This is a genomic window from Desulfomicrobium baculatum DSM 4028, from assembly GCF_000023225.1.
Taxonomy (GTDB): domain Bacteria; phylum Desulfobacterota; class Desulfovibrionia; order Desulfovibrionales; family Desulfomicrobiaceae; genus Desulfomicrobium; species Desulfomicrobium baculatum.
Window position 1 is genome coordinate 3,051,377 of sequence record NC_013173.1, and the last position, 12,753, is coordinate 3,064,129.

The window sequence follows — 12,753 nt, forward strand, 5'->3', positions numbered from 1 at the left end:
TAAATTGTACCAATTAAATGACTCGTATTTCATCCATCCGAGGAAAATATGTCCCACTCTCAAGCAGAAATCATGCACGCCGCAACCCCACCGATTTTCGAACTCAAAAAATTCCTGCACGCCCATAATTGGCTGAGCATTTTCATATTTCGTCTCAAAGACTTCGGGCTCTGCCGGGAACTCTACGGAGACCATGTCGCCGAAGAGTTGGAGAACCTGCTGATCAACGCATTGAACCAGCACGATCCGGGCAGTCCTATGCTCAACGCCAGGCACGCGTTACGAATCTCTTGCGGCGAGGCGGTGCTTATCCGTTGTCTGGGACAGGCCGGGGATTCTCAGCTCATGGACCAGGCCTTCAGCCTCAAGGTCAAGCTGCAGGCCATACTCAGAAAGCACACCATCTCATCCCTCGGCAGGGAATTCGAGATCGAGGTGGGATTCGCCATGCTGCCGGAATCCTCACTTTTCGAGCGGGAGCGGATTTTCCACGAGGCCATTCGCGATGCGCGACGCATGGCCCAGGGCGGAATCGATCTTGAAGCGGTCAAGCTCTCGTCGACCTTCCGCTCCATCATCCGCAACGGACAGATCCGCATGCTCTTCCAGCCCATCTACGACTTCAAGACCGGGGCGGTCATGGCCTGGGAAGCATTGGCACGCGGGCCGCGGGGGTCCGATTTCGAGTCGCCGTCGATCCTCTTTGATTTCGCCGAACAGTTCGGACAGCTCTTCGCCTTGGAGCAGGCCTGCCGTTCCAAGGCCATGGAAACGGTGGGAACCCTGGCGTCAGGTCAACGGCTGTTCCTGAACATTCATCCGCGCACCGTGGTCGACCCGACCTTCGCGCCCGGCAAGACCCTTGAAATTCTGGACAAGCATGGCCTGAGACCCGAGGATATTGTCTTTGAAATCACCGAACGCCATTCCATCAAGGACTTCACCTCGTTTCACAAAACCCTGGACCATTATCGCAGCCAGGGTTTCAAGATCGCCGTGGACGATGCCGGAACGGGCTACTCGGGCCTGTCCACCGTCGCGGCCCTGAAGCCGGACTTCATCAAGGTCGACATGTCGCTGGTGCGCGATGTGGACAAGGACCCTGTGCGCAGGGCGCTGATGGAGACCATGGTCACCCTGGCTGGCCGCATCGGCTCGGAGATCATCGCCGAAGGGATCGAAACCAAGGGCGAGGCCCGGACATTGACGGAGATCGGAGTCCATTTCGGCCAGGGGTATTACCTGAGCCGCCCGCATTTCCCCAAACCCGAGACCCCGCTGGACATGAAGGAGCTTACCCCGCTTCGTTCGGACAACTTCGGCAGGCTCTCCTGCTCGATCCCCATCGGACAGCTGGTGCAAAAGACGCTGACGGTCAGCCCGCGTACTCCGGTCCAATCAGTGCAGCGGATCTTTGCCACAAATCCGGCGCTCTCAAGCGTGGTCGTCGTCGAGGATGGGATACCCCGTGGGCTGGTCATGGGCTACAGCCTGGACCGGCACCTGGCCACTCTTTACGGGCGCGCGCTGTACGCGGAAAAGCCCGTGGCCGTGCTCATGGACACCACGCCCATGATCGTCGACGAGCGCGAACCCGTGGAATCCGTGGCCAAGGACGCCAACACCCGCGAAATGCTCAAAGCCTACGACGAGGTCATCGTCACCAGCGGCGGACAGTTTCTGGGCGTGGTAACGGTGCAGAAGATGCTGACCACCCTGGCGCAGGTGCAGGTCGAGATGGCCAAGGGTACCAACCCCCTGACAGGCATTCCGGGCAACGTGGCCCTGGAAAAGGAAATCGAGACACGGCTCAGAAGGGCCAAGCCCTTTTGCATGCTTTATGCGGACCTGGACAATTTCAAGGTGTACAATGACGTCTACGGCTTCAAGGACGGCGACTTTGTCATTCTGCTGCTGGGCCGCATCATGACCTGGGCCATCTCCCGGCATGGGCACAGCGGAGACTTTCTGGCCCACATCGGCGGGGATGACTTCGTGGCCATGGTCAATCCGGAAAAGGCGGAACGCATCTGCCAGGCCGTGACCCGCTGCTTCAAGAGGCTCATCCTGAACTGCTACCATACCCAGGACCGCGCCAGAGGATGGATCATGGGCAAGGGTCGCGACGGCAAGGAACAGCAGTTCCCGCTTGTCTCCGTCTCCATCGGCATCGTGGACTGCATGGCTCCGTGCAGTCTGCAGGCCCTGGGGGAAAAAGCGGCCCAGATCAAGGGCTACGCCAAGACCCTGCCCGGCAATGTCTATGTCCGTGACCGGCGTGGCAGCTCCGGATGCGGACAGGCGGCCTGAACCCTTCAGCCGCCCGGCTTCAGGCGGGCGGCCTTTTCTCCACCACCAGCATGTGCCGCCATTTCCCCTGTCTGAAGCGCCACCAGCCGACCAGGGACAACATGACCAGAAACGTACAGCTCACGGCCCAGAAATAATACAGTCCAAAGCCAAGCCTGGCTCCGGCCAGAAGCGGCCCGACCATGACCGTGATGACCAGCGCCAGGCGCGAGGTCATGACAAAGACCGTATCCCCCGCCCCTTTCAAAGCTCCGTAGACAATAAAACTAACCCCGTCGAAGAACAGGTAGGCGACCACAATCATGAGCAGAATCCGGCCCATGCCGACCACCGAGGCAAAGGCGGCCGGATCCATGTCGCGGGGCTGGAACAGCTGCAGGACCGCTTCCGGAGCGAACAGAAACACCGCCGACATGACTGCCAGATAGGCAAAGGTCAGCACCAGGCTGGCACGCACCACGACCGGCACGTCATCGGGCTTGCCCGCGCCCATGGCCTGCCCGACCAGGGTGCTGGTGCCCATGGCGAAACCGACCAACGGCATGAAGGCCAGGGCATTGATATTGAGGGCTATGTTGGTCGCGGCCAGCTCCATGGTCCCGAGCCGGCCGACCACGAAGATGAAGACCGTGAAGGCGAATATATCAAGAAAAAACTCCATCCCGCTCGGCAGGCCGTAGCGCATGAGCCGCAGCCACAGGTCAAGCCGCAGCCTTCGATCCGTGGTCAGGCGGAAACGGGCATTCTCGCGGCGGCGCATGGCCATCCAGAGAATGGCCGTAATGAGCCCCCAACTGATCACCGTGGCCAGACCCGCGCCAAAGATGCCCAGCTCCGGAAACGGCCCGATGCCGTTGATGAGGCAATAATCGAGGGGGATGTTCAGGAGCATTCCCGCCAGGTTGGCGAGCATGACAACGCGCGTGCGGCCCAGGCCGGTAAAGAATCCGGCAAAAGCGCCGCCGGCGAGATGAATCCCCGCCCCCATGCACAGGGTCCGAAAATATATGGATTCAAGGACCTGAATCTCCCTGGAATGACCTCCGAGAGCAAAAATGCCATCGGCGAGAAAGGCCATTCCCCCCAGCACGACCGCCCCCAACAGCGCCACGTAGATACCCTGCCAGACCGCCCTGCCGACCATCTCGGGTCGCCCCTGGCCGGTGTACTGGGCCACGAACACGGAAACATAGCTGGTGGTACCCAGAAAAATCGTCATGGCCAAAAGAGCCATGATCCCGGCGGGCAAGGCTGCGGCAATGGCGTCGAGGGAATAGCGGGCCAAAAAGAGGCGGTCCGTGAACTCCATGACCGTGGTCGCGCCGAGGCTGACGACCAGGGGCATGGAAACCTTGAAGATGCGGCGATATATGATGGCGGTGGCCGGGGAAATGTGGATCATGGGCTATGAGTGCCGCAAGAGCGGCCGACAGGCAAGAGCGCAGGAGGTCAGTGATCGAGTCGTAACATGAATCCGGATCGGACCTGAGTCGGTGCTTCTACGCGGAACGGCTCACCGGCCGTGGGTTTTCGCGCTGAGTCCGCACAGCAGGAACCCCAGAATCGGCCGACATTTTTCCGCGCAGGGCGCGAAAAACTGCCCGTGCCTGCGGGTGGCGGAACGATTTTCTCGGCCAACAAAAAATTCCGCGAGACCGAGCGGGGTCAGCCCGTGCAGGGCGGCGTGGTGCAAGAGCTTGGGCGCGCAGCATTCACCCGTGCCCGTGGGCATGGAAGTGCCCATGAACACGTCGGCCAGGGCCCTGGCCCGGCCGTGAAAATTGGTCAGTCGGTACAAGCCGAAGATGCGATCCATGAGATTTCGGGACAATTCGCGGCGCTGCGCCAGCATTGCCAGGCGACTCGGATCGTCCACGCCCAATCCCTGCATGCGGCGGGTCAAGTCCTTGATACGCGGCTCGTCGCGCTCGATTGTGCGTGCAAACTCCGCCGGCTCAAGAATGGGCGGGACCCAGCCCGGCACCTCCCAGATCCCGTTGTACTGTCCGGAAAAAGCCTTAAGCACGCCCTGCTTCCCGGCTTTGTCCGCATACAGGAGCACCCCGAACATCTGGCCCCTGGCCGGGCCGTACAGGTAGTCCAGGAAAAGACGCGAATCTTCCGTCTTTATCCCAAGCCCGATATGGCCGTGGCGTTCGAGCTGCCCCATCAGTTCCAAGGCGTGGGGCACGGCAGGCGCGGAGGGAAGGACGTGCTCACGTCCGCAGTCCCGGCAAAAGCCGGCGCAATCAAGGGCGGAATATTCCATGCCGAGCCTTCGCTCTACAACCCGTGACGCTTGATCTTGCGCCACAAAGAAGCCCGGTCGATGCCCAGCAGTTTGGCGGCCAGGGTGCGATTGTCCGCCGCATGCTCCAGAGTCCACTGGATCTGCTCGCGCTCGCACTCCTCCAAAGTCATGGGCTGCCTGTCCCCGGCGCGGCTGACATGCAGGGAGACTTCGCGCAGCTCCGGAGAAAGGTGGGCCGCGCGGATCTCATCCCCGTTGCAGAAGATTACGGCCCGCTCGATGACGTTCTGCAGCTCGCGGACATTGCCCGGAAAGGCATAGCGGCTCAGTATCTCCATCACTTCATCGGAAATGCCCGGAGCCGGGCGGTCCGTCTCCCGGCTGGCCTTTTCCGCGAAATAGCGGGCCAACAGCGGCAGATCTTCCCGTCGCTGCACCAACGGCGGCATGTTCAGCACCAGGACATGCAGACGGAAATACAGGTCCTGACGAAAGCGGCCCGCCTCCACCTCGGTTTTGAGGTTCTTGTTGGTCGCGGCCACAAGGCGCACGTCCACGGCGATGTCGGCGGTGCCGCCGACGCGGCGGATGGTCCGTTCCTGCACGGCGCGCAGCAGCTTGACCTGCATGGCCAGGGACATCTCCCCCACTTCGTCGAGAAAGAGCGTGCCGCCCTCCGCCGCCTCGAACAGGCCCTTCTTCTGCCGGGTCGCGCCGGAAAAAGCGCCCTGCTCGTGCCCGAAAAGCTCGCTTTCAAGAAGCTCCTCGTTGAACGCCCCGCAATTGATGGCCAGAAAACGGGCCTCGGAGCGACGGCTGAAGAGGTGCACCATGCGCGCCGCCACTTCCTTGCCCGTGCCCGTCTCCCCAAGGATCAGCACCGTGGCGTCGGAGGGCGCGACCTGCGCGATGGTGCGCTTGAGCTCCACCATGCACGGGGCCGCGCCGAGCATGGGTACGGGCAGGGTCCGCTCGCGCAACTGCTCGCGCAGCCGGGCCACCTCCAGCTTGAGCCGCCGCTTCTCCAGCGCCTTGTGCACCAGCAGCCGGGCCTCGTCGATGCGGTACGGCTTGGCCAGATAGTCATAGGCCCCGGCCCGCATGGCTTCCACCGCCGTATCCACCGTGGGGTAGCCGGTGATGACCACGACCTCGATGTCGGGATGGCGGGACTTGACCTCGCGCAAGAGGGCCAGACCGTCCATGCCTTCCATCATCAGGTCGGTCAGGACCATGTCGAAATCCGAATCCTGTAAAAGGCCAAGGGCCTCGGCCCCGCCTGATGCGGTCACCGTGTCGTGACCCTGCCTGGCCAGGGCCAGGGCCAGATTGTCGCGCGAGATGACCTCGTCGTCGACCACCAGAATCCTGGCCGCCGGGATGGCCGGGGACGCCTGCGCCATGGCGCTCATGCGGCCCCCGAAGTCATGCGCGGCAGCCGGATGGTGAAGGTCGTGCCTTCGCCCACGGCGCTTTCAACGCCGATGGTTCCCCCATGCTTCTTGATGATGCCGAAGACCACGGACAGACCCAGGCCCGTGCCCGTGTCCTTCAGCGTGAAAAAGGGGTCGAAGATGCGGCCCATGTGTTCGGGGGCGATGCCCGCCCCGGTGTCGGTGACCTGCAGCACCGCCTCCGTCGAACCGGGTTCGGACGTGGCGGAAAGCGAGATCACGCCGGGCGGGGTGATGGCGTGGATGGCGTTTATCATCAGGTTCAACAGCACCTCCTGAAAGCGCTGGTTGTCCAGGGGCAGCACGATGTCCGCCGGAATATCGGTCAGGATGCGCACCCCTGTCGGCACTTCGCTCGAAACCAGGGTCACCGCCCGCTGCACCACGGCCTGCAAGGGCACGGACTTCAGGCAAAAATCCGTCTCGCGGGCGAATTCGAGCAACCCTTTGACGATGTCGCGCGACCGGCTGACCTCCTGATAGATGTTGTCGAGCATCTGCCGGGTCAGGGCCGGATCGACGGGCAGGGCCGCTTCCAGGTCCTCCTGCAGGATCTGGCAGGAGGTGGAGATGTTGTTGAGCGGATTGTTGAGCTGGTGGGCGATGCCCGACGTGAGAACGCCGAGCGAGGCCAGCTTCTTTTCCTGCAGGAGCTGGCTTTGCCTGCGCTCAAGCTCCTCGATCATGTGATTGAAGGCCTCAACCACACCCCGCGTCTCGTCGCTGGTGTCCGGCAGGGGCAGGGGTTCGAAATTGCCCTGCACGATCTGGCGCGCGGAATGCTCGATGATGCCCAGGGCTCCGAAAATCCTGCGTCCGACCAGCCAGGAGAAAAATATGGCCACCCCGGTGAACGCGGCGATGGCCAGAGCCAGTTGGTGCTTCAAGGTGCCGACAATGCCCAAGATTTGTTCACGCTGGTAGATCACGAACTGCCTGACCACATCGACAAGATCCTTGCCCTGGTCGCGCAGTTCGATGCCCAGGGCGTCGTCCTCGCCATTGCCGGCCCGTCCCTGCGTGCCGAGGCTGGAAAAGAGCTCTTTGTAACGACGCAGATCGTCCCGCAGCCGCACCAGGGTCATCCTTCCTTTCAGATCGGCCCCGATCAGCCCCCCTTCCCGGGGCTCGATGCGCTCGATGATGGACAGGGCGGCATCGCAATAGCGCAAGGTCTCCTGGTAATCCTCCTGCAATGCGTAAAGAAGATAGTTCTTCTCGTAGCGGCGGATCTCCAGGATCTCGCTGCTCAGATCGTCCACGACCTCGGCCAGGGCCAGGGCATCCTCGATCTGTAGCAGATAGCGGTAGGAGATGCCTCCGAGCACGGAAAAACCCAGGATGGACAGCACCATGCCGAAAAGAACGATGCGGCGGATCTTGCCGCTGGCGAAACGCGAGATCATTCCATACATGGTGCGTCCTCCCGAGCGGCCAGGACCACGGCCAGGGCCTGTTCGACCCGTTCCACCAAGACCACCGGCGGCAGATCGGCCACACTTTCGCGCAAGACCGCCACATCGGCCGCGTTGGCGGCGGGCAGCACGACCGTGGCCGCCCCGCCGCGCAGAGCGGCCAAGATCTTTTCACGCACCCCGCTGACCGGCAAGACCCGGCCCACCAGCGACAGCTCGCCGGACAGGGCCACGTCCGAACGCGCCGGGCGGCCCGTCAAAAGGGATATCAGGGCCACGGCGATGGTCAGCCCGGCCGAGGGCCCATCCTTGGCGATGCCGCCGGCCGGAATGTGGATGTGGATGTCGTGACCTTCAAAGAAATCCGCAGCCACGCCCAGGGCCTGCGCGTTGCTGCGGATGAAGCTGAGCGCGATCTGGGCCGATTCCTTGAGCACACCGCCCAGGGAGCCGGTCAGGATGAGCTGGCCCGGGCCGGTCATGCGCGTAACTTCGACAAAAATGATCTCCCCGCCCGTCTCCGACCAGACCAGGCCCGTGGCCGTGCCGATTAACCCTCCCGCCTCCGCCGCATCATGCCGAAACCGCGCCGGTCCGAGCAAAACCGCCGCGCCCTCGCTGGCCACGGGCGCAGCCACGGCCTCGGCCCCGCCGTCCAGACGCAGGCGGGCCAGCTTGCGGCACAGCCGCGCGATCTCGCGCTCAAGGCCGCGCACGCCGGACTCGTTAGTGTATTCGCGGATGATGCGCACCAGGGCCTCGGGGAGAATCGTGGGATACGGATTGGTCAGACCGTGCCCCCGCAACTGGCGCGGCAGCAGGAAGCGGGTGGCGATATCGAGCTTCTCGGCCTCGGAGTATCCGGAAAACTGCACCACCTCCAGGCGGTCCAACAGCGGCCCGGCCAGGCGCTCGATCCCGTTGGCCGTGGCGATGAAGAGCACCTCGGACAGATCGAAGGGCATCTCCAGATAACGGTCCACATAGCGCGAATTCTGCTCCGGATCGAGGATTTCGAGCATGGCCATGGCCGGGTCACCCTTCACGTCCTGGCCGATCTTGTCCATCTCGTCGAGCATGAAGACCGGATTGCGCACCCCTACGCTTTTCAGCGCCTGGATGATGCGGCCGGGCATGGCCCCGACATAGGTCCGGCGATGCCCGCGCAGCTCGGCCTCGTCGCGCAGATCGGCCAGGGACATGCGGTAGAAACGCCGCCCCAGGGCCTCGGCGATGGCCTTGCCGACCGAGGTCTTGCCCACGCCCGGAGGCCCGACAAAACACAGGATCGGCGAGCGATTGGCGTAGCGGTGCGTGCGCGAAAGCAGGGCAGTTCGCACAGCCTCCCGCAATTCATTAAGATCTATGGGCTTTGAAAGATAATGCACGGCCCCGGTCTTCAAGGCCTGCACGGCGGTATCCACCGTGGCGTAGCCCGTGACCAGAATGAATTTCGTGTCCGGGGCCACGGCCCTGGCCGCTTCAAGGAGCTGCATGCCGTCCATGCGATCCATTTTGAGGTCAGTGACGATGCAGTCGAACTCCTGACGGGCAAGAAAGGCCATGGCCTCCTCACCGTTGGCCGCGACCTCCACCGCGTACCCCTCCCGCGCCAACACGTGGCGCAGGTTGGAACGGGCGATGGGCTCGTCGTCGACGATGAGCAGCGAGGCCTGCCGCTTGGAATGCAGCACCCTGGACGCCAGATGCTCCAGCACCCGCTCCCGGACCTGCCCCAGGCCCGCATGGCTGCCGTCGAAGACTTCCGCCGCCTGCGCCAGGTCGAGATTGTCCCGCGTCATGGCGTTCCACGGCAGCGAAAGCAACGTCTCCACGTAATTGAGCGCGATGGAATATTCCGCCACCGCCGCATCGGTCTTTTCCATGCGGCTGATTTCGGATTCAATGGCGCTTTGCACCGGCTCAGGCAGCTCCGCCTGCCGGCATTTTTCCCGCAACCCCGTAGGGTCCGCCGTCTGCACCGGCGCCTCGAGTTCCTGTTTGCGAAAAAACATCGATCGTCCCCTGTGCCCTGCCTGCTCCGTTTCCGGCTTTTTGTTGCGTTTTGCAACAGCGCTGCAATCTGCATCAACCCCGGCAAGCTGGACTTTGTTATGGTTTTCACGATCAGGCGCTGCAATCTGCAACATAGCCCGAAATCCCGCCCGTACTCCAGTCTTGATTAAAATCAATTATTTCAAACAAGTAGAATTTTTTCAAACATGGCACGCGCCTTGTTTAGGGGATCGCATCACATTTAACGCGAGGTTAGCAAAATGAGCACCATCCGTGAAACGATCGAGACGAATTATGCGGCCACTGCCTTTGCGGAACGAAACTTAAGCGAGGAAGCCACGCTGTTGCTCAAAGCAGAGCAGCCGCAGCCCAAAACCCAGGCCGAAGCGGTCAAGCAGGTGGAAAAACGTCCCCGTCCGACCTTGCAGGCCCGCTAGGCCAACCAGACAACACGAGCAGGAGCAGAACATGCCGCGCAATTGGTTACGAAATTCGATGCACACGCCCACCCCATCACTGCGCCGCGCCAAGTCCGTCCAGGACAGGCTCGCGGATTACAGCGAAGCGGTCGCCCTGGCCGAGGCCGGAGAGCAGATGCTCGCCGCCGACCTGGTCGCGCCGACGTCCACGGGCCGCAGGCGCATCCTGGTCATCGGGCATGGCTGCTCCTTTTCGCCCCGCCTGCGTGAATACGCCCTGAGCGTGGCCGAAAGAATGGGCAGCGACCTTTTGCTCCTGAGCATCGGCATGAAGGCGGGAGACGCGACGTGGAGGGAATCCTTCACCCAGCTCTCGGCTCAGGCGGCTTCCTCCTGGCATGAAAACGCCGCGCGGATGGGTCTGCACATCGCCCACGAGGTCCGTTTCGGAGGCATTGAAGAGGCTGTCAGCGAGCTTGTGCGGTCCTGCGGACGAATCGAATTCATCTTGAGCGAACCCGAGGAAGGCGAACAGGTCGTCGGCCAGACCGGGCTCGCCCTGTTCACGGTCAAATGATGCGGGCAATCACCTGCCATCTCATTTTCGCCCCTCCGCGAACCCGGGGCACTTCCGTCAGGCTCCGCACCTTGACGGGCAAGGAGACATCATGGGCACTCTAGTCTTGAGAATGATCCCGTTTTTCGGCTGGATCAAGACGTATTCCACCGAGCACCTGAAAATGGATTTCATGGCCGGACTGACCGTGGCCCTGGTGCTCATCCCGCAGAGCATGGCCTATGCCCAGCTCGCGGGGCTGCCTCCGTACTACGGCTTGTACGCGTCCTTCCTTCCCCCGCTCATCGCCGCGCTGTTCGGTTCCAGCCGACAGCTCTCCACCGGACCGGTGGCCGTGGTCTCGCTGATGACCGCCGCCAGCCTCGAACCCCTGGCCACGGCGGGCAGCGCCAGCTACATCGCCTACGCCGTGCTGCTGGCCCTGGCCGTCGGCATCTTCCAGTTGTCCCTTGGCGTGTTGCGACTGGGACTGGTGGTCAACTTTCTGTCCCATCCCGTGGTGGCCGGCTTCACCAACGCGGCGGCCATCATCATCGCCACCAGCCAGCTTTCCAAGATGTTCGGCGTGTCCGTGGACAGCGCCGAACATCATTATCAGACCATCCTGCGGGTCGCGCAGGCGGCCATGGAGTACACGCACTGGCCCACGCTGGCCCTGGGCGTCTTCGCCTTCGCGCTCATGTTCGTCCTGAAGCGCTTCAGTCCGAATGTGCCCAACGTGCTGGTGGCCGTGGCCTTGACCACGATCTTTTCCTGGGGCACCGGCTTTGAGCACAACGCCGTCACCAGCGTGAACTCCCTGGCCGCGCCCAAGGCGAGCCAGGCCCTGGCCGACTACAACAGGGCCATGCAGGCCCAAGTCGATCTGGCCACCAAGCGCACAGCCCTGACCACGGACATGGAAGAGGCCAAAAAAAGCGGCGAACTCTTTGCCCTGGTCGACGAGGAGCATGAACTGCGCCGCCTGTCCCTGGAAATGGAGATCGCCAAAAGCCAGGCCCAAAACCTCAAGGCCATGCTTCGCTCCATGCTCTTCCAGGCCGTGCCCGAGCCTGACGGAAGGCTGAAGTTCTACCCTCAGGACAGTACCGTCCCGGTCGGCGCGGCCAACGACGGACGGACATGGCGTCTGCGCATTGGCAATTCCCTGCTCGATCCCCTGGCCTTGACCATGATCGGAGGCGGAGCCGTGGTCGGCGCGGTGCCCAGCGGCCTGCCCGCCCTGAGCGTGCCGCATTTCGATCTCGGCGTGATGCTCAGGCTTCTCCCCAGCGCCATGATCATCGCCCTGCTGGGCTTCATGGAGGCCATCTCCATCGCCAAGGCCATGGCCGCAAAAACAGGCCAGAGCCTGGACCCGAATCAGGAACTGATCGGCCAGGGCCTCGCCAACATCCTGGGCGCGTTCAGCAAAAGCTACCCGGTGTCGGGGTCCTTTTCCCGCTCGGCGGTCAATCTGCAGGCCGGAGCAATGACCGGATTCTCCAGCGTGTTCACCAGTGCAGTGGTGCTCGCGGCCCTGCTCTTCCTCACCCCCCTTCTGTACCACCTGCCCCAGTGCACCCTGGCCGCGGTGATCATGATGGCGGTCATCGGGCTCATCCAGCCCGCAGGCTTCCTGCATTCCTGGAAGGTCGCCAAATACGACGGGGCCATCTCCGTGATCACGTTCATCGCCACCCTGGCCTTCGCGCCGCACCTGGACAAGGGCATCATGATCGGCGTGATCCTGTCCCTGGGCGTCTTCCTGTACCGCAACATGCGTCCCATGGTCAGCTCCCTGGCCCGGACCGAAGGAGGCGAACTGCGCGACGCGACCCGCTTCGGCCTCGATCTGTGCGCTCATGTGGACATGGTCCGTTTCAACGGCCCCCTCTTTTTCGCCAATGCCAGCTTTCTGGACGAAGCCATCACCGGGCGTCTGCAGTCCAAGAAGCGCTTGAAGCACATCGTGCTGGTGGCCAAGGGCATCAACGACATGGACGCCTCCGGCGAGGAGGCCCTGTCCCTGGTCATCGAACGCTGCCGCAGCCGGGGCGTGGACATCTCGCTCGCCGGAGTCAACGACACGGTCATGGCCATCATGGAACGCAGTGGTCTCCTGGACAAGATCGGCCGGGACCACATCTACGCCAACATGGAAAAGGCCCTGTGCACGGTGCACTTCGACGCGCATTGCGGCAGCGATGAAGCTCGGTGCCCCCTGACCACGGCCTGTCAGATAACTGCGCGGCCGCAGCCGCAACAACCACGGGCCCGCGCCTATGCCGCCGCAGGCTCCGCCCAGGCAGAACGACCGTAGGATTCCCCG

General features: G+C 62.8%; 9 protein-coding genes. 4 read left to right on the forward strand and 5 right to left on the reverse strand.

Translation table 11 applies throughout. The annotated features are described in order from the left end of the window. The first annotated feature begins 72 nt into the window (after positions 1-72). Positions 73-2,310, forward strand: coding sequence for a bifunctional diguanylate cyclase/phosphodiesterase (locus DBAC_RS13320; protein WP_167320944.1), 2,238 nt, complete (start codon positions 73-75; stop codon positions 2,308-2,310). Between the two features lie 19 nt (positions 2,311-2,329). Here the strand turns inward: DBAC_RS13320 and DBAC_RS13325 are convergent, their stop codons facing one another. The 5 genes from DBAC_RS13325 to DBAC_RS13345 all read right to left on the reverse strand — a co-directional run bounded on the left by DBAC_RS13325 (position 2,330) and on the right by DBAC_RS13345 (position 9,445). Continuing rightward, positions 2,330-3,712, reverse strand: coding sequence for an MATE family efflux transporter (locus DBAC_RS13325; RefSeq protein WP_015774830.1), 1,383 nt, complete (start codon positions 3,710-3,712; stop codon positions 2,330-2,332). A gap of 111 nt (positions 3,713-3,823) precedes the next feature. After that, positions 3,824-4,579, reverse strand: coding sequence for a hypothetical protein (locus DBAC_RS13330; RefSeq protein ID WP_015774831.1), 756 nt, complete (start codon positions 4,577-4,579; stop codon positions 3,824-3,826). 14 nt (positions 4,580-4,593) lie between these two features. Next, positions 4,594-5,973, reverse strand: a complete 1,380-nt coding sequence (locus tag DBAC_RS13335; RefSeq protein ID WP_015774832.1) for a sigma-54-dependent transcriptional regulator — start codon at positions 5,971-5,973, stop codon at positions 4,594-4,596. After that, positions 5,970-7,430, reverse strand: coding sequence for a sensor histidine kinase (locus tag DBAC_RS13340; RefSeq protein ID WP_015774833.1), 1,461 nt, complete (start codon positions 7,428-7,430; stop codon positions 5,970-5,972). Before DBAC_RS13340 ends, DBAC_RS13335 begins: the two co-directional genes overlap by 4 nt. Next, positions 7,418-9,445, reverse strand: a complete 2,028-nt coding sequence (locus tag DBAC_RS13345; protein ID WP_015774834.1) for a S16 family serine protease — start codon at positions 9,443-9,445, stop codon at positions 7,418-7,420. Before DBAC_RS13345 ends, DBAC_RS13340 begins: the two co-directional genes overlap by 13 nt. A 261-nt stretch (positions 9,446-9,706) precedes the next feature. Here DBAC_RS13345 and DBAC_RS19255 point away from each other — a divergent pair, with 261 nt between their 5' ends. The 3 genes from DBAC_RS19255 to DBAC_RS13355 all read left to right on the forward strand — a co-directional run bounded on the left by DBAC_RS19255 (position 9,707) and on the right by DBAC_RS13355 (position 12,744). Continuing rightward, positions 9,707-9,883: a hypothetical protein gene (locus DBAC_RS19255; protein ID WP_015774835.1), complete on the forward strand. Its 177-nt coding sequence runs from the start codon at positions 9,707-9,709 to the stop codon at positions 9,881-9,883. A 31-nt stretch (positions 9,884-9,914) separates the two neighbouring features. Further along, the gene (locus DBAC_RS13350; RefSeq protein WP_015774836.1) at positions 9,915-10,442 is read left to right on the forward strand and encodes a hypothetical protein; all 528 of its coding nucleotides are present in this window, start codon (positions 9,915-9,917) and stop codon (positions 10,440-10,442) included. 91 nt (positions 10,443-10,533) lie between these two features. After that, complete coding sequence (locus tag DBAC_RS13355) at positions 10,534-12,744, forward strand: SulP family inorganic anion transporter (RefSeq protein WP_015774837.1); 2,211 nt, start codon at positions 10,534-10,536, stop codon at positions 12,742-12,744. The last annotated feature ends 9 nt before the right edge of the window (positions 12,745-12,753 follow it).

What these genes read in the sequence shown, in the direction of transcription:
- DBAC_RS13320 (WP_167320944.1), top strand. Translation starts at nt 73, where the DNA reads ATGCACGCCGCAACCCCACCGATTTTCGAACTCAAAAAATTCCTGCAC.
- DBAC_RS13325 (WP_015774830.1), bottom strand. Translation starts at nt 3,712, where the DNA reads ATGATCCACATTTCCCCGGCCACCGCCATCATATATCGCCGCATCTTC.
- DBAC_RS13330 (WP_015774831.1), bottom strand. Translation starts at nt 4,579, where the DNA reads ATGGAATATTCCGCCCTTGATTGCGCCGGCTTTTGCCGGGACTGCGGA.
- DBAC_RS13335 (WP_015774832.1), bottom strand. Translation starts at nt 5,973, where the DNA reads ATGAGCGCCATGGCGCAGGCGTCCCCGGCCATCCCGGCGGCCAGGATT.
- DBAC_RS13340 (WP_015774833.1), bottom strand. Translation starts at nt 7,430, where the DNA reads ATGTATGGAATGATCTCGCGTTTCGCCAGCGGCAAGATCCGCCGCATC.
- DBAC_RS13345 (WP_015774834.1), bottom strand. Translation starts at nt 9,445, where the DNA reads ATGTTTTTTCGCAAACAGGAACTCGAGGCGCCGGTGCAGACGGCGGAC.
- DBAC_RS19255 (WP_015774835.1), top strand. Translation starts at nt 9,707, where the DNA reads ATGAGCACCATCCGTGAAACGATCGAGACGAATTATGCGGCCACTGCC.
- DBAC_RS13350 (WP_015774836.1), top strand. Translation starts at nt 9,915, where the DNA reads ATGCCGCGCAATTGGTTACGAAATTCGATGCACACGCCCACCCCATCA.
- DBAC_RS13355 (WP_015774837.1), top strand. Translation starts at nt 10,534, where the DNA reads ATGGGCACTCTAGTCTTGAGAATGATCCCGTTTTTCGGCTGGATCAAG.